At 43.7% G+C, this 16,194-nt stretch carries 16 protein-coding genes; 7 read left to right on the top strand and 9 right to left on the bottom strand.

Features of this window, described 5'->3' with window-relative positions; translation table 11 throughout:
• Positions 1 to 210 precede the first annotated feature (210 nt).
• Both JGK36_RS17400 and JGK36_RS17395 read right to left on the bottom strand, forming a co-directional pair.
• Complete coding sequence (locus tag JGK36_RS17400) at positions 211 to 870, bottom strand: DUF2834 domain-containing protein (protein ID WP_293174466.1); 660 nt, start codon at positions 868 to 870, stop codon at positions 211 to 213.
• Positions 871 to 906: 36 nt separating this feature from the next.
• Complete coding sequence (locus JGK36_RS17395; RefSeq protein WP_293195650.1) at positions 907 to 1,185, bottom strand: hypothetical protein; 279 nt, start codon at positions 1,183 to 1,185, stop codon at positions 907 to 909.
• Between the two features lie 219 nt (positions 1,186 to 1,404).
• On the opposite strand from JGK36_RS17395, the gene JGK36_RS17390 reads away from it, so the two are divergent.
• A complete protein-coding gene (locus JGK36_RS17390) occupies positions 1,405 to 2,946 on the top strand; it encodes a nucleoside transporter C-terminal domain-containing protein (protein WP_293201015.1) in 1,542 nt (513 codons plus the stop codon).
• 534 nt (positions 2,947 to 3,480) lie between these two features.
• Positions 3,481 to 4,086, top strand: coding sequence for a DUF3318 domain-containing protein (locus JGK36_RS17385; RefSeq protein ID WP_293193440.1), 606 nt, complete (start codon positions 3,481 to 3,483; stop codon positions 4,084 to 4,086).
• A 236-nt stretch (positions 4,087 to 4,322) separates the two neighbouring features.
• On the opposite strand, the gene JGK36_RS17380 is transcribed toward JGK36_RS17385, so the two are convergent.
• Positions 4,323 to 4,580, bottom strand: coding sequence for a helix-turn-helix transcriptional regulator (locus tag JGK36_RS17380; RefSeq protein ID WP_293195646.1), 258 nt, complete (start codon positions 4,578 to 4,580; stop codon positions 4,323 to 4,325).
• A gap of 151 nt (positions 4,581 to 4,731) precedes the next feature.
• On the opposite strand from JGK36_RS17380, the gene JGK36_RS17375 reads away from it, so the two are divergent.
• On the top strand, positions 4,732 to 5,142 hold the full coding sequence (locus tag JGK36_RS17375) for a hypothetical protein (protein WP_293195644.1): 411 nt from the start codon (positions 4,732 to 4,734) through the stop codon (positions 5,140 to 5,142).
• A 320-nt stretch (positions 5,143 to 5,462) separates the two neighbouring features.
• On the opposite strand, the gene JGK36_RS17370 is transcribed toward JGK36_RS17375, so the two are convergent.
• Positions 5,463 to 7,238 (bottom strand): glycosyltransferase family 39 protein, encoded by a 1,776-nt coding sequence (locus JGK36_RS17370; protein ID WP_293195642.1) that lies wholly within the window; start codon positions 7,236 to 7,238, stop codon positions 5,463 to 5,465.
• A 188-nt stretch (positions 7,239 to 7,426) separates the two neighbouring features.
• Positions 7,427 to 8,641 carry a glycosyltransferase gene (locus tag JGK36_RS17365; protein WP_293174449.1) on the bottom strand — a complete coding sequence of 405 codons (1,215 nt, stop codon included), beginning with the start codon at positions 8,639 to 8,641 and terminating at the stop codon, positions 7,427 to 7,429.
• Between the two features lie 117 nt (positions 8,642 to 8,758).
• On the opposite strand from JGK36_RS17365, the gene cofH reads away from it, so the two are divergent.
• Positions 8,759 to 9,940, top strand: a complete 1,182-nt coding sequence (gene cofH, locus JGK36_RS17360; RefSeq protein WP_293174446.1) for a 7,8-didemethyl-8-hydroxy-5-deazariboflavin synthase subunit CofH — start codon at positions 8,759 to 8,761, stop codon at positions 9,938 to 9,940.
• 3 nt (positions 9,941 to 9,943) lie between these two features.
• Complete coding sequence (locus tag JGK36_RS17355) at positions 9,944 to 10,549, top strand: hypothetical protein (protein ID WP_293174443.1); 606 nt, start codon at positions 9,944 to 9,946, stop codon at positions 10,547 to 10,549.
• Between the two features lie 140 nt (positions 10,550 to 10,689).
• Here JGK36_RS17355 and JGK36_RS17350 read toward each other — a convergent pair whose 3' ends face one another.
• Positions 10,690 to 11,334 (bottom strand): Uma2 family endonuclease, encoded by a 645-nt coding sequence (locus JGK36_RS17350; RefSeq protein WP_293174440.1) that lies wholly within the window; start codon positions 11,332 to 11,334, stop codon positions 10,690 to 10,692.
• A gap of 191 nt (positions 11,335 to 11,525) precedes the next feature.
• Here JGK36_RS17350 and JGK36_RS17345 point away from each other — a divergent pair, with 191 nt between their 5' ends.
• Positions 11,526 to 12,146: a Uma2 family endonuclease gene (locus JGK36_RS17345; protein WP_293195639.1), complete on the top strand. Its 621-nt coding sequence runs from the start codon at positions 11,526 to 11,528 to the stop codon at positions 12,144 to 12,146.
• Between the two features lie 37 nt (positions 12,147 to 12,183).
• Here the strand turns inward: JGK36_RS17345 and JGK36_RS17340 are convergent, their stop codons facing one another.
• The 3 genes from JGK36_RS17340 to JGK36_RS17330 form a co-directional block, all read right to left on the bottom strand.
• Positions 12,184 to 13,125: a hypothetical protein gene (locus tag JGK36_RS17340; RefSeq protein ID WP_293195636.1), complete on the bottom strand. Its 942-nt coding sequence runs from the start codon at positions 13,123 to 13,125 to the stop codon at positions 12,184 to 12,186.
• 47 nt (positions 13,126 to 13,172) lie between these two features.
• Complete coding sequence (locus tag JGK36_RS17335) at positions 13,173 to 14,291, bottom strand: AAA family ATPase (RefSeq protein ID WP_293174432.1); 1,119 nt, start codon at positions 14,289 to 14,291, stop codon at positions 13,173 to 13,175.
• Between the two features lie 251 nt (positions 14,292 to 14,542).
• Positions 14,543 to 15,781 carry an LL-diaminopimelate aminotransferase gene (locus JGK36_RS17330; protein ID WP_293174428.1) on the bottom strand — a complete coding sequence of 413 codons (1,239 nt, stop codon included), beginning with the start codon at positions 15,779 to 15,781 and terminating at the stop codon, positions 14,543 to 14,545.
• Positions 15,782 to 15,849: 68 nt separating this feature from the next.
• Here JGK36_RS17330 and JGK36_RS17325 point away from each other — a divergent pair, with 68 nt between their 5' ends.
• Positions 15,850 to 16,014, top strand: coding sequence for a hypothetical protein (locus JGK36_RS17325; protein WP_293174425.1), 165 nt, complete (start codon positions 15,850 to 15,852; stop codon positions 16,012 to 16,014).
• Positions 16,015 to 16,194 lie beyond the last annotated feature (180 nt).

Here is a 16,194-nt window from a genome sequence, read left to right as displayed (position 1 = left end):
ACAGGCATCTTGCCTGTTTTTTGCACGGGCTAGAAGCCCATGCCACCAGAAAATTTACTGATTGTGGAACAGGCATCTTGCCTGTTTTTTGCACGGGCTGGAAGCCCATGCTACAAGAAAATTTACTCATTGTGGAACAGGCATCTTGCCTGTTTCTTCCATTATGACGCTCAATTCCTAGATTAAACTGAGCATTTCCTGCACTGCTGTCTAATTTGTAACAATTTTAGGATTATTTTCAGGCAGCGGTGGGCGGGTACACAGATAAGCCAATGGCCCGAACAGGGGCACTAATGTTACTGCCCAAAATGCTATTGAATTTTGCACTCCTCGGCGCGCCATATCGTCGGTTAATAAAGCAGGAAATAGCAGGGAAAGCAGACAAAAGTCTAAACTCATCACGTGGATAAAACGGCTGGTTTGCCACTGCCCAACAAAATCAGACCAATCGCCTTTTGTCAAGCCAAAAGCAACCAACGCAGCAGCGCCTAATGTTAGGACAATCCCAGTAAAACGGGAGTCTAATATTTTTAAGAAAATATTTTTAGTGCCAGAAAATTCTGGATTCGGTTCGCGCAGGGCTAAATAAGGGAGCAAGGCAAATGCACCGACGCCAAATGATAAAGTTGCAAAAATCCATGCTCGTATTTTCTGCCCTCTGCCGTCGGCAAATAAGACGCAACTGTAAATCAGCGGCCAGACTCCCATGATGTTAAACAAAGCTACAATTAAAGGGTTGATGCCTGCTATTTTGCCTGTGGAAAGGTTGGTAATTAGTGTGATGGTGTCGGGGTTGTCGGGTGGCGCAAATACAAAGGCGTAGGTGCTGAATATAATCCAAAGCAGAGCAAATCCAATTTTTCTAGACATATATTCCTTCTCAGAATCGAAAATCGACTCAACCTTCTAAAAATCATCATCGGAGCCCTCATCGGAGCTCTCATCGCTGCGGACAAGTTCCGAAGGAGGCCTGTCATTACTCCAAGCCCACCACACGGCGCCGCACTGGCAGCGGTAAAATTCTTGCCACTTGCGGCGGTTGGACTCGGTGTATACTGGCGATCGACGATTAATCCAGACCTCATGGGCATCCGTGCAGCTAGCAGCGCACTTGGGACAGCAAAACTCAGTAGCGTGAACCGCCGCCGCAGTCCATTCGGGAGGATGTGGAGCAAAAGCTTCCATGTGTTGCGTGTTTCTATCTAAACTGCTGTTAAGTAGGCAAATCAAGGGTTGCTAAAGATCCGTAGAGCTCGCAACGGCATAAGTTATGACATAAGTACGCTGTTGAGTGCGTAATTCCTATGACAGTTATTTTTTTGGCATTTGCCGTCCGATGAATAGTATAACTGATGTGGTGTAAGCCGTCGATCGGCATTCTCAGCTATTTCAAGGACTAGGCTCATGTCTATCTACAACTTTATCTCATTTCTGGGCATCTTTGGCTTGTGTGCGATCGCCTGGATTTTCTCAGAAAACCGCCAAGTTCGCTATATACCTTGGCGCGTCATCATCTGGGGCATTGGCCTACAATTAGTCTTAGGATTTTTAGTATTCCTATTTCCCCCAACTCGCATCGCCCTAGAGTGGTTTACCAGCTTGCTTGATGTCGTATTTATGGCCGCTGATACTGGAGCTAGATTTGTATTCGGCGAAAACATTGTACCGCTACCAGATCCAGCTAAAGCTCCGCCCATTAATCTAGGATATATTTTCGCCTTTCGAGCATTGCCGACAGTCATCTTTTTCTCAGGATTAATGGCACTGCTAGAGAACATCGGCGTCATTCAAATTATCACCAATTTTTTTGCTAAAATCTTTTACTTAACAATGCGCTTGAGCGGCGCGGAAGCTCTCAGCGGAGCCGCTAATATTTTCGTAGGTATAGAAGCAGCAATTGTGGTCAAGCCTTATTTGGCAAAAATGACTCGTTCCGAACTTTGTGCCATTTTATCTTGCTGTTTTGGAACCGCTGCATCCTCAACTTTAGCAATTTATGTCAGCGTCCTCAAACCAGTTTTCCCAAATATTTTGGGGCATTTAGTTTCTGCCTCAATTATTGCAATTCCCGCTTGCTTCGTCCTTTCAAAAATCTTAGTTCCCGAAACAGAAACTCCCTTGACAATGGGAGGCATTCCGAAGGAGAAACCGAAGCCTCAAGGGCGTGAATTGGTGGGCGAAGAAGTTGCTGAAAATGACGGCTATCTCCCCAAACAAGAGACAGTTGGCGGAGAACCTATCGAGCGTGTCAGCCCGTTAGATGCAGCAATTATCGGCGCTTTAGACGGTGTAAAAATGGCAGTGTCGATCGCTGCTGTTTTGATTTTAATCGTGGGTTTAGTTTTCTTAATAGATCGAATTTTGGGAGCCGAAACCCTGCGAAAGGGTTCAGGAATATTATTTTACCCACTGACTTTGTTAACCGGAGTTCCCTTTAAGGACTCTTGGATAGCTTCAGAAATTATCGGACAAAGGCTGTATCTAACAGCAATTCCACCATATCGAATGTTAGCAGAAGCGGCCGCAAAAGGACTGATTAGCGATCGCACAGTATTAATTGTCAGTTACGCCCTTTCCGGTTTCGCCCACTTAGCCTCCGTCGGCATATTTGTCGGCGGTACAATCGCCCTAATTCCTTCTCGGCGCAAAGACATTTCCGAACTCGGTTGGAAAGCCTTATTTGTCGGCACCTTAGCTACAATGATGATTGCCTGCATCGCCGGATTATTTGACACCGGAGACTCCAGCATTTTAGGCACTAAGACACCGCCTACTGCCCCGATTAGCGCTCCTGCTTTGCCGAAGTCGGGCGCATCTCCCGCCGCAAGTCCGAAGCCGTCAGTTGCCCCAGCAATTGCCAGCCCGAAGCCTTTGCCGAAGGGTGAAAAAGCTGCTCCGAAAGCTCAAGAATCTCCTAAATTTCTCAAAAAGGTGAGGTATGACTGACAGGTTATATAACCACTGAAACCAAGAGGGCCCAAGCCCAACAACGTACCTCATCTTTCTGAGAACCGCTATAATATCTTATAAGGACTTGTATGGGCGGGTCAACCAACAATATTTGTCAATTATTGACAATCTTTAAAACCCGCCCTCACTCACTTTATTATATATGTATGAAAGAGCGCCCAAGCGCAACAACGTACTTAAAAATTAACCTTTATTTTGTGCCTATGGCGTAAGTAATGTTACAGTTATATTTTCGTATTGGAGCGAAATCAAAGTTGATGTAGTTTATTGGTTGTGTGGGGGCGGGTTTATGTAGGTTATTGATGGGAGTTAAATATTGTTGGTGAACCCGCCCCTACGAGTCCCTGATAGATAATTTGATGTAGTTTATTGGTTGTGTGGGGGCGGGTTTATGTAGGTTATTGATGGGAGTTAAATATTGTTGGTGAACCCGCCCCTACGAGTCTCTGATAGATAAGATTGTTTTTTTTGCAATTACCAATTACCAATTACCAATTACCCCAAAAATCTATGAATCCAGAACCAGAAATTCGCCGCCTGTTAGATGTGATGCCCGCCTCGGGCCGCATGACTTGTAAAATTATTAATAAACCTCAACAATCGACGGTAATTAATTGCGATTTTCCTTTACCTTGGCATCAATCTCGCCCGATTTATATTAATTTTGATTTGTGGCGCCTGCTATCTAAGCCGCAGCGGGATTTACTGCTATTGCGTACTGTAAGTTTTCTGGGCAATTTCAAGTGGTTTAAGCCGGATATTTATCAAGGGGCGGCTGTGGCGGGTATTCTCGGCACTGTTGTAGAATTGTTGCAGGGAGATGCGATCGGAATTGCGATCGCCGGTGGGTTGACGGGGCTGGCGATGACTCGAATTTGGCGCGACAACCGCAGTTCGCAAGTAGAATTAGATGCCGACGAAACGGCGATTCGGGTGGCGGGAAGGCGCGGTTACAGTGAATCTGAGGCGGCGGGACATCTCCTGGGGGCGATCGAATCTGTGGCGCAGATAGAACAGCGTACTTTGGATTTCAACGAGTTGATTCGGTGTCAAAATTTAAGGGCGATATCGGGTATTTCGGCGGTGGGCGTGCCCGATAGCGTCAGACAGGATTGAAAAAAACATCGCTATTCAAGCAAATTAGCCTTAACAGACAAAGATTCCAGAAACTTAACTGCCTCATCCAGCATAGCTGCTGGTAATTTCTCAACAATTGCGATCGCCCTTTGACGAGTTTCTAGATTAACTGCTTATGTCGCAGGTTTAACTGACAAAACTTGCACTTTCATCGTCTTAATCAGCTTCAGTAACGTACTTATTTTAAGCGAAAGCGCGATCGCCCGATCGACCTCCTATGACTCCTCCTCATCTACCCACCGACTGAGATAATCCGGCAACTCATCAAAAGATACCCCCACCAAACGGCAAAAATCCCTGATTTGCCGAATAGTCATCGTAGGTTCGTCTCCCTTTTCCCATCGCCGCACCGACGAAGCCGACACCCCCATCCGCACAGCCAACTCTTCTTGGCTCAAGTTAGCGTCCTCTCGCAGTCTCCGAAAAGGCAACTCGTTTTCTAGTTGCCGTTGACGTTGCCTTTTTTTTACCATATTATTATAGCAGTCTACTTTAAGTGATTAATTTGAGCGATTAAATTAATTGCGGTAGGCACAGCCATAGTCAAAACAGAATGCACTAAAAATCAAAGGTGCAAGTCTGTCACTTTCCTGTGGGCAAACATACCCAATTTAGAATACAGCCATGAACACCCCAGAAACTACGAATTCCTGGATTATTTACCGACTGCTGCCCAACTTTCAGCGCTTACCCATCGGACAATTTCGCAGCCGCAGCGAAGCAGAATCTTCCCTGAAAGTCATCCGACAACTGCTACCCAATACCGAATTAATACTTGCTTTCGAGATTGGGACAGAAAATCCAACTACCGAACTCATTGGGCGCCCTGCTAAGGAACCAAACTTGCCCAATTCAGTTAACCGAGAACTCTTGAAACTGTTCATTATCAGTTCTCGCCCTGTTGTTTCCCGCGTCATTCATTCTTTTCATCGCGATAATTTTGCCTGCGCTACTGACTGGAGTCCGTTTGTTCCGACTCAAAATCGAGGTGAAGTGATGAGCGTCTTAATTAAGTATTTTGCCGCTGACTGTTAGCGTTCGATCGAACATTCCTGATTGTACTGCAAAGCGCTTTTTCCTGATATTATTAAGAGCGCTGAAGCGCAACTACGTACCTAATTTTAAAACTGCGCTGCCTAGTTGGGCTTGGGCGCTTTTTCCTGATATTATTAAGAGCGCTGAAGCGCAACAACGTACCTAATTTTAAAACTGCGCTGCCTAGTTGGGCTTGGGCGCTTTTTCCTGATATTATTAAGAGCGCTGAAGCGCAACTACGTACCTAATTTGTCTGACGATAATAAAATCGCCCTGCTTATTAAGGGGGATTTAGGGATATTTGAGGAATAAATGGTAATTTAAGAACAGTGATAAACTTGATATTCATAACCATCAACAGGTGACAAGTCGCGAGATTCAATCTGACACTTTTGTGCTGCTAAATTTACGGGCGCGCGAAAATTTACTAACCACAAATCTAGCGGACGTTCCAATTGACTGAGTGTCTTGTCAAGTATCCCTGCCACAATTTCCGGCGATTCCCTTCTCTGCTTAACTAAAAGAAACTGTGGAGAATCAAAGGCTTTAATTTCCTTCTTTCCTCTTCCTTCTTCCTTCTTCCCTCTTCCTTCTTCCTTCTGACTCTTTTCCCATTCCAATCCTATCCCCATCAACTCTCCTATTTCTACATGAGTTTTTTGAGTAGTAGCAATTAACACGGGAACTTGCGAGACTTCGCGGATAATCGGAATTAACAAGTCTGGTTTGTAATATTTGCGATAGCCGAGATTGGAATTTACTGTTACACTGCTGACAAAACCCATTACTAAAATTAGCAGAACTGCTTTTTTGCCAGTAAATTCTACAGCAGGTAAATTAAACCATCGAGTTTTTATTGTAGGTGTGTCATAAATAAATGCTAAAGTTACTCCTAATATTAATATCACTCCCGGAAAGTAGACGAAATTGTATCGAGGGCCGCGAGTTAGGTCAATTCCTAGAATGTATGCAAAGCTGAAAAATAGGAAAATTGCTCCTAGCACAAATCCGCCAAAAATAACAGTACCTAAATGAGTATCGGTGGTTTTTAAGGCATTTTTCACAGCGTTAAACAGGATGGGAAGCACCCAGATCAAAAATATTGCCATTACGATCGCAGATCCAACCACCACGGCCAGATTTGACGATTCCACCGGAAGCAGCGATATCACAGCGATCCATCCCGCCAAAGCTTGGAAAATCGGCGCAATCCAATCTACAAATGTGCGATCGCCACTGACAATCCAATTCGTGAGCTCGCTACCGTATTTATTCGACAAAAATATCGGTAGCCAAACTAAACCGCCCGCTACAGTCCCCAGCGCTACTGCAAAAAGCCGCCAGAGGATTTGAAATTGCCAAATATTCGGCTGCTGACTCTCTGAAAGCGCCAATTTTCCATGAAACTGCTGCCAGATTACAGCAATTAATGCTATGGCTTCCGCACACAAAGTCAAGGCAAAAAAGTAGTGAACCGCAATTCCCAAACAATTAACAATTATCCAAAATAGCACCGTCCAGATAGGCATTGGAGCGCGCTGTTGCAGCTTTTTTGCAGCTACTGTCAAGCAAAAAAGAGACGCAATAACTAATAAAATTGCTAAGGTATAATGGCGGGCTTCTTGAGCGAGATAAATGCCGTAGGGAGAAACTGCCATCATCGCAGCCGCACATTGACCGACTAAACGAGAATTGAACGCAAATTTGCCTAAAAGGTAGATAGCTGGAACTGAAATCACTCCTAATAATGCCGGAAGCGATCGCCCAATCCACACTAAACTATCCTCAGTCGGTGCAAACAGCCGCATCCACCAGTGGGCTACCATAAAATACACTGGCGGATGGTTGCTTTCCACCAGCAAATGCTTGAGAACATCTGCAATGCCAGCATCCGGGCCCAATTGCAGCGGTTGTAGTAGAGTCGAAAGTGCGATCGGGCGATCGATCGGCACCCCGCGAAAACTGTTCCCCAAACTAAACACCAGAGTCGAAAACTCATCCGTCCACAGCGGTTTCGAGTCCAAATTGGCAAAACGTAGCATTAGGGCGATCGCCGTCCACAGCAATAACAGCAACAGTTGTCTGTATTTAATCATTAATTAATTGATTCATTCCAAGGCATAGGGAAGAAAAGTTATTATAGTTGATAATTGAGGGTTGATAGTTGAGAGTTCTCAACAGTCAACTATCAACTGTTTAAAAGCCTTCCTGTCTGCGGTCAATTGTAAACAGTCTAAAAATATCGCGTTTCATCTATCAACTGTCAACTGTCAACTATCAACTGTCAACTGTCAACTTCCGTTACCCGCCAGCTCAGCTTCATGTTGATCCAGAAATTCCAAAGAGTCACAGCCACGATCGCAATTAAATTAGCCAAATATTCATTGATGCCAAAAACATTAAACATCAAATTAACCAGCAGCACATTCAAAATCAAACCCATCAAGCAAATTGTATTAAACTTCAACAGGCGTTTGAAACGCTGGCGATTTCCCGGTTGCCGCTTAGAAATGTCCCCAAAAGTCCACAAATCATTCCACAAAAAATTACTAATAATTGCTAATTCAGCAGCAATAATTAGACTGCGAGTCAGCTCCAAATGCAGACTATTTCGCAGCACGTACAAAACCCCCATATTGACAAACACACCGCTGAAACCCACGATGCCAAATCGCAGAAACTTACCCACTGGCCAGCGGGCAAACCGCAATATGAACAAATGTCGCAAATACTCAATATACTGTTTCCCAGTAACTTTGCTCTCGCCTTCTTTCCGCTCCTGAAATACATAACCAACTTCTCCAATCCAGCGGATATTTCCCCTACCGAGCACTTCAATCAAGATTTTGTAACCCGCAGGATTCATGGTTTGGCCGGCAATGCAACTGCGACGCACCATAAAATAGCCGCTCATTGGATCGGAAACTCTACCGACGACTCCAGGCAGTATAATCAATCCAACAGTTTGAGCGCCCCGCGACAAAAATCTCCTGACAACGCTCCAGTCGCTCACCCCGCCCTCGGCTACGTGGCGGCTCGCAGCGGCCAAATCTGCCCCCCGCTGAATTTCTGCTAAAAGCTGCAATAGCGTCTCCGGCGGATGCTGCAAGTCGGCATCGATGACACCCAAAACCTCGCCCCGAGCAGCCTGCCACCCGCGAATTACCGCTGTCGAAAGTCCACGCTCGTCTTCCCGGCGCATCACCTGCAATTGCGGATATTCGGCCGTCAGGGACAGGGCAACTTCCCAGGTGCGATCGGGGCTGTTGTCATCGACTACAATTAATTCGTAGTTGCCGGGAATGCTGCCATCAAGCAACTTGCTCAATTGTTCCACAATACTTTTGACATTCTTGCACTCGTTGTAGGTGGGAATCACCAAGGAAAAATAAATTGGCTGTGTATCTTCTGCAAAAGTTGAACCACAAGTCCCTACAGCAGGAATTTGCAAAGGCCCAGACGGCACTGGCAACAGGTGATTTGCTTCGTTGACGCTCATAGTTACCGTTTCTTAAAATGAAAAGATGTTTTTTTACGACTTTATACTTTAGAATCTGTTTCGTCCATAGTTGATTTGTTAAGATATAAAAAGCCGTTAATTTTAGTGGTGGATTTTGTGACTGAATCGGAAAATAAAACTGTTGATGCAATTCTCGATCGCGCTTTACAACTTTATAACATCTCTAGCGCAGAGGCATTGGTACTTTTGCAGCAAAGAGAGCCAGATGCGATCGCTTCTATTCAAACAACCGCTGACTTGCTCCGCCACCGACAATCAGGCGATATTGTTACTTATGTTATCAACCGCAATATTAATTTCACCAATATTTGCGAGCAGCATTGCAGTTTCTGTGCATTCCGCCGCGACGACGGAGATGAGGGCGCTTTTTGGTTAGATACAGCCCAAATTCAGGACAAGGCAACAGATGCAGTGCAGCGGGGTGCGACGGAAATTTGTATGCAGGGCGGCTTAAATCTTCAAGCAAAGCTTAATGGCGGATCTTTGCCTTATTATCTGCAATTAGTGAAAACTATTAAGGATAAATTTCCGCAGTTACACTTGCACGCTTTTTCGCCCCAAGAAATAGAATTTATTGCCAGACAAGATCGTCTTAGTTTCAGCTATGTAATTTCGGCTTTGCGGGATGCGGGAGTCGGTTCGATACCTGGTACTGCGGCGGAGGTTCTCGACGATGCGGTGCGACGGGTGATTTGCCCGGAAAAACTAGATTCGGCAACTTGGCTAGAAATCGTAGGAACTGCTCACAGCTTAGGTTTGCCGACAACGAGTACGATGCTTTGCGGGCATATTGAGACGGCAGGGCAGCAGGTTTTGCATTTAGAAAAAGTGCGATCGCTCCAACAAAGTGCCATTAACAACAACTATCCAGCTCGCATCACAGAATTCATTTTACTGCCCTTTGTCGGGCAAGAAGCACCAGCCCCTTTACGCAGTCGAGTCGGCCGCGATCAACCAATTTTAGCAGATACATTGTTGCTCACCGCAGTATCGAGAATCTTCTTGGGAAATACGATTTCCAATCACCAACCGAGTTGGGTGAAATTAGGTTTAGACGGAGCTAAAGAAGCGTTAAAATGGGGTTGCAACGACATCGGCGGCACATTGATGGAAGAACACATTACCACGATGGCAGGTGCGGTTGGCGGCGGTTGTCAATCTGTAGAAGATTTGCAAAATGCGATTAGTTCTTTGGGGCGAGATTATCAGCAAAGGGATACAATTTATCGACCTGTGGGGGTTGAAAAAATGGCGCCAATAGGTATTAGGAGAAATTGAGCGATGTCTTACAGCGAGTTCACCACAATTGTCAAAGTCAAACAAGCCTTTGGATTAACAACTGTAGAAGGCCCGCGATTTCTACCGCAAATAACTCCGATCGCTCCAAGTGCAACCCTGACAGATTTTTTGGCGCACAGTTTACCCGTAGCTGTGGCGACAGGAAGTGAAAAAGCGCGATCGGAAATGATTATTACCCCCGTACTGCTCGAAGTCAGAAAGATTTTGCAGGAGAAGATTAGCTTGTTTTCGGGAGAAGACTTTACCGTAGATTTCAAACAAGGACTGAATGGAATTTGTGATTTCTTGATTAGTCGCTCTTCAGAAATGTTAGAAATTGAAGCACCAGCAGTCGCAGTTGTTGAAGCTAAAAAAGCAGATTTAAAAACAGGAATTGGACAGTGTATTGCCGAAATGGTAGCAATGCAGAAGTTTAATGAAGCGAAGGGAAAACCAATTCCTGTTGTTTATGGGAGTGTTAGCAACGGTACGCAGTGGCGATTTCTTAAATTGGAGGAAAAAACTGTATCACTGGATCTTAATGATTATGCCTTGGTTCCGCTGGAGCAAATTTTGGGAATGCTAGTTTGGATGGTACAAGATGGGTGATTAAGTGCGATCCTCTTCGAGGGCTTCGCTAACGCTCTTTTGACTCAGTTGGTAAAGTGCGATCCTCTTCGAGGGCTTCGCTAACGGACATTTAGGATTTCATTAAAAGTCAACGATCGATCGCGATTTAAAGTTTGGGACTATCGGGCGATCGCACTTTCAAATTCTTCTAGCGCTTGACAACTTCCTACCTGCAAAGCACGTTCCACTGTAGAAGGAATCAGTTTGGCGATCGCAATTCCTGGAAAATTCGGACTAATATCCGATTCTACATACTCTCCTTCTTGCAGCAAATAGATGCGAAGTCTGCCGCTGTCGTAAACCCAGACTTCTGGAACTTCAATAGCTAGATAAGCATCGAGCGTAGTTTTAGAAGCTACATCCGTTTCAATTGCTAAATCCGGCGGCGGATCGTCCGGCAAAAGTCGGCGACGACTAATCATCCGCTGATAATTTAGAATATAAAAGCAAGCATCAGGTTCAATTCCCGCTGCACCTTCCCGCTTGAAAGTAGTAGAACCAAATGGTTCGTATCTTCTACCCGCAGACTTGAGTAAAATTTTGACAATATCAGAGATTAAATCTGTGGGTCTTTCGTGTTCGGGTAAAGGAACCATAATTTCTAAAGTTTCTTTGCTGTAAGCAACTCGTGCCGATCGCTTTTCTCCCAATTCTTCCAAAATCGACTCGAATTCGAGCCAAGTTATATTGGGAATAGTTACGACACTACCGGGAGTAAGCTGAATCTGGCTAATAGGTTTGAGGACGGGAGCGATAACAATCATAAGCTGAATTGAGAGCTAGTTGTTAAGTTTCTGCCAAAGGCAGGCAGGATGCCTACCCCACAAGAGTTTTTGAAGATATCTGTTGAGTGTAGCACGGGCAACGAGAAGAGATGGGCGATCGCAGATTTATGATTGCTAGACATCAAAGCCAGATTTGGTATAATTAGTATTATCAGTCATTTTAAAAACCTATGACTCAAACTTTACCCAAACTCGTAAACTTCGAGGAATTTGTAGAGTCGCTACCTGAAAATGCGACGGTACGCTACGAACTGCATAATGGAGAGATTGTTGAGATGGCACAACCAGTAGGCGAACACGAGGAAGTTATCAGCTTTCTTGGCATCGAAATTCCTTATGAAATCAAACGTCTGGCATTGCCCTATGGTATCCCTCGCCAAGTGATAGTTAGACCTCCTGAAAAAGATTCTGGTTATTGCCCCGATTTGTTGGTGCTGAACCGTGCAAACCTTGTGAATGAACCATTGTGGCAAAAACAATCTGTCCTCAGTTTAGGTGCATCGATACCTTTGGCGATCGAAGTTGTGTCAACCAATTGGCGCGATGATTACTATTTGAAATATGGTGATTATGAGGAGATGGGTATCGCTGAATATTGGATTGTGGACTATGCTGCGTTGGGTGGACGCAATTTTATTGGTAATCCGAAACAGCCGACTATTTCTGTGTGTAACTTGGTTGATGGTGAATATCAAATTCTCAAGTTTCGGGAGTGCGATCGGATTGTGTCGCAAACTTTTCCCGATTTGAACCTCACAGCCAATCAGATTTTTCAAGCTGGTTTAGTGTAAGCCGATATCTTGCAAAATTATAATTGAGGTGTTTTATTCAAACGAACTCATGCAATGTGTTGAAAAAAAAAGGAATATGACACTTAACATCGCTACTTTGCTGTGAATAAAATTCTCCAATCTTTAGTGATAGTTGTTCTCTAAATCGGCGTTCTATAGCTTTGCGATCCTCATCAGATTGGCGCTCTTTACCACTCCAGCCAACGGGTGACATAATTTTTTCCCAAGAATTTTTAGCTTTTTTAATTGTGAGCAAAGCCATAATTAATTGCTGCTTGCGCGTTTCATCAGACGTATTTTCAAACTCAGTTTTCCATGAATCCTGAAGTTTATCTAAGTCCGTACAATTTAAACAATGATTTATGCGATCGAGCGCTCTATGTATGTTAAGGTTATTCTTCAAGTCTGGATCGCTACTAATTTTATCAGCCATATCCATATAAATAGTATTCAGTTGAACAGGATTATCCTGATACATCGGAGAATTAGGATAATCATCAAATACTGATTGAAGTTCAGGTGTGACAAAATATGCCTCCTTATGAATCAAGCCTGTAATCCATATCCGGTGCTGTGCTGCATTTTGTGCTTTCACCTGGGAATTTTCGTAAAGACTGCAAAAAATTGCTTCTGTATCACGAAAACTGTAATTATCAATATTAATCTTTTGCAAGTGCAAGTCTAAATCTATCATTGCAAAAAGCCGATTTGGATCTAAATACGAGTTAGTGGTAGGCTGTTCGTGTAATCTTAAAAGATTGAAATAAGTATTGATTACAGTTTCGCGATCGCCACAGTTGAAAAATTGTGGTCGTTTCTGAGTCCACCATTTTGGAACGCAAGCATTATAAAAGTTTGCATCCGGCAGTGTCTCCATGTTTTTATAAGCTTGAGGCGATTTTATACCCTCGATTGTTGAAATAACACCCTCGCAGAGAACAACAATTTTATTCTTAATTCTGCGAGATTCAAGAATCATCTTGCAATGTTCTTTTAGCTGTTTTGAATTCAGACTCATTTCTAGTATTAGGATTCTTGTTTGATTAGTTTTGGCTCGATTTCTTTAACATGAGCAGGTGTCAAAGCTTCACACAATGCGTAGGAGTGAGTTGCCAGAATATATTGATTGCTGGGAGCCCATTCTTTGAGATCAGATATAATTTGATATTGCCAATCTGGATGAAAAGCAATTTCAACTTCATCCATCAAAACAATAGCATCTTTTATGTTACGGGACTTGAGCCATATATAAATGCTAAGTCTTTTGAGTTCGCCGTGACTCAAATCTTCGGGATATAGTTCTATAGTTTCACCATTCTTATCCAATTTAAAATTGACTCCAGAAAAATCTTCATTTAAATTTATCCTTTTATTTGCTAATAGCAGATTTAAGTCGTTAATTAGAGTTTGATAGCTATTCCCATAGCCGCCTGTGTTTATCGCTTCTCTGAAGTCGCGATCGCGAGCATCTTTAAATGATTTAATAAGTAGGTTTACAGCAAGAAAATCATAGGTAAACAAACCTTTTAATTCTAATCTTGCAGATGCAAGTATCCCGTAATAATTCTTATCCGCCTTACTTGAGTTGCTAAATAATAGTTTCCTAGAATCCGGCGGAAGAAATAGAAAAATTTGCGTGGATGGAGCAGCTAGAAAAATTTGACGCGATATCTTATGTAATAATGATTTTGCTTGATCTTTACTTTGATGAGTCAAATGACATTGTAGCTTTGTATTGAGCTCTTGATTATTTTTTTGAGCGTTTGAATAATAACATAGATTGATGCTATCCTCTGAATTTATATCTTCATTAAAATCAACCATCGCTTCTGACGGTGAACATTCTTCCGAAAAAAATTCAAGATTAACATTTTTTTGTCCATCCCAAATGTCAATAATAGCTAAGACTCTTTTGTCTTCGCCGTCATGAATTTTAAATCCTTGAAGCAGATTTTGTAAAAATGGTTTTTTATCCTCATCACCGGAACAGTGTAGCAACACAAAAATTAACTGTAACAGCGTACTTTTACCGCCGCCATTTTGGCTTCCCAGCGGAAAAATACTAGGAACAAAATCCTTTTCAAAAGTGATGTCTATATTTTTCAATCCCCGAAAATCAGGAACTTGAACTCGTAGTAAGTGCATAAAAAACTCCTGGTGTTGGCTGGTATTCTTTATTGAAACGCTGAGCCACAATCATTTTAGATTATAACTCACATTTTTTACTATTTTCAGGAACAGGCAAGATGCCTGTTCCACAACACATTAATAAATTCTTGTGGGGTGGGCATCTTGCCCGCCCAAAGAAACAGGCAAGATGCCTGTTCCACAATACATCAAGTTTCTTGTGGGGTGGGCATCTTGCCCGCCCCCAAAAAGACTTATCTCTCGCCGTTTTACACCTTAAACTTCTCCACAATTCGTCTCATTGCTTCCTCCACATTCTCCCGACTGTTAAACGCCGAAATACGGAAATAACCCTCGCCCGCTGCACCAAAACCAGAACCCGGTGTTCCCACCACATTGCAAGTTTCCAGCAACTTCTGAAAGAAATCCCAACTCGACAAACCATTCGGTGTTTTCACCCACACGTAAGGCGCATTTTCGCCGCCAAAAACCTCAATTCCTGCTGCTGTCAATTTCTCGCGGATAATTGCAGCATTTTCCATGTAAAAATTGACTAATGCTTGAATTTGTGCTTTGCCAGCATCGGAATAAACGGCTTCTGCACCGCGCTGCACGATGTAAGAAACGCCGTTAAATTTAGTAGATTGGCGGCGATTCCACAACTTCCAAATTTCGACATCGGAACCGTCGGCGGCTTTTCCTGTCAAAGTTTTTGGTACTACTGTTAAGGCGCAGCGAGTACCTGTAAAACCGGCATTCTTGGAAAATGAACGAAATTCGATCGCACAATCGCGCGCCCCTTCAATCTCGTAGATGGAGTGTGGTAGGCTCGGATCGGTAATATAGGCTTCGTAGGCTGCATCGAAGAAAATAATCGAACCGTTCGCTTTAGCATAGTTTACCCAAGCTTGCAAGTGTTCCTTGGTTGCGGTTGCGCCCGTCGGATTGTTGGGGAAACACAGGTAAATTAAATCGACTTTCTTGTCTGTGGGAATTTGGGCGGTAAAATTGTTGTCTGCGGATATTGGGAGGTACACAAAACCTTCGTATTCGCCATTTTCGTTCGCATCTCCCGTGTGTCCCGCCATCACGTTCGTGTCTACGTACACCGGGTAAACTGGATCTGTAACTGCGATCGTATTATTATTGCCGAAAATATCGAGAATATTGCCGCAATCGCACTTAGAACCGTCAGAAATAAAGATTTCCGAAGCATCAATATCGCATCCCCGCGATTTGAAATCGTGCTCTGCAATTTTCTCCCTCAGCCATTCATAACCTTGTTCCGGGCCGTATCCTTTAAATGTATCCCGCGAACCCATGTCTGCTACCGCTTTCACCATCGCCTCCCGACAAGCTTCCGGTAGCGGTTCCGTCACGTCGCCAATCCCCAGCCGGATGATGGGTGCACCGGGATTCGCGTCTGCATAAGCTTTTACCCTGCGCCCGATTTCGGGAAACAGGTAGCCGGCTTTGAGTTTGAGGTAGTTGTCGTTGATAGTTGCCATAGTGCGATCGCTCTCAATGTCGTACAATAGCTTATACCATTTTAGATTTTAGATTTTAGATTTTAGATTTGAAGAATTGGATAATTGAAGAATTGAAGAATTGGGAACAATCGAGCGATATGCGAGTTTGCAGCATGGGGCCGGCAGTTGCATTCTGTTTGAAAATTGCTATTACTGCTAATTGTCTCCCTCAAGACGTAGAAAGTTCGGCAACGGATTTTACAAAGGATTAAATAAATCCCAATTGAAGTTCGATAGAAAAAATTTCCCCATCTCCCCATCTCCCCATCTCCCCATTCTCCCCATCTCCCCATTCTCCCCATCTCCCCCTCTCCCCATCTCCCCCTCTCCCCATCTCCTCCATCACAGCCATTGACAAAAAAATCAACCAGCTTGTATAATTAGATATAGTG

The sequence above is a fragment of the Microcoleus sp. PH2017_35_SFW_U_B genome (genome assembly GCF_020737865.1).
In the GTDB taxonomy this organism is placed as follows: Bacteria; Cyanobacteriota; Cyanobacteriia; order Cyanobacteriales; family Microcoleaceae; genus Microcoleus.
Note: the sequence above shows the minus strand (reverse complement) of the source record. Positions and strands in the feature narration are given on the sequence as shown.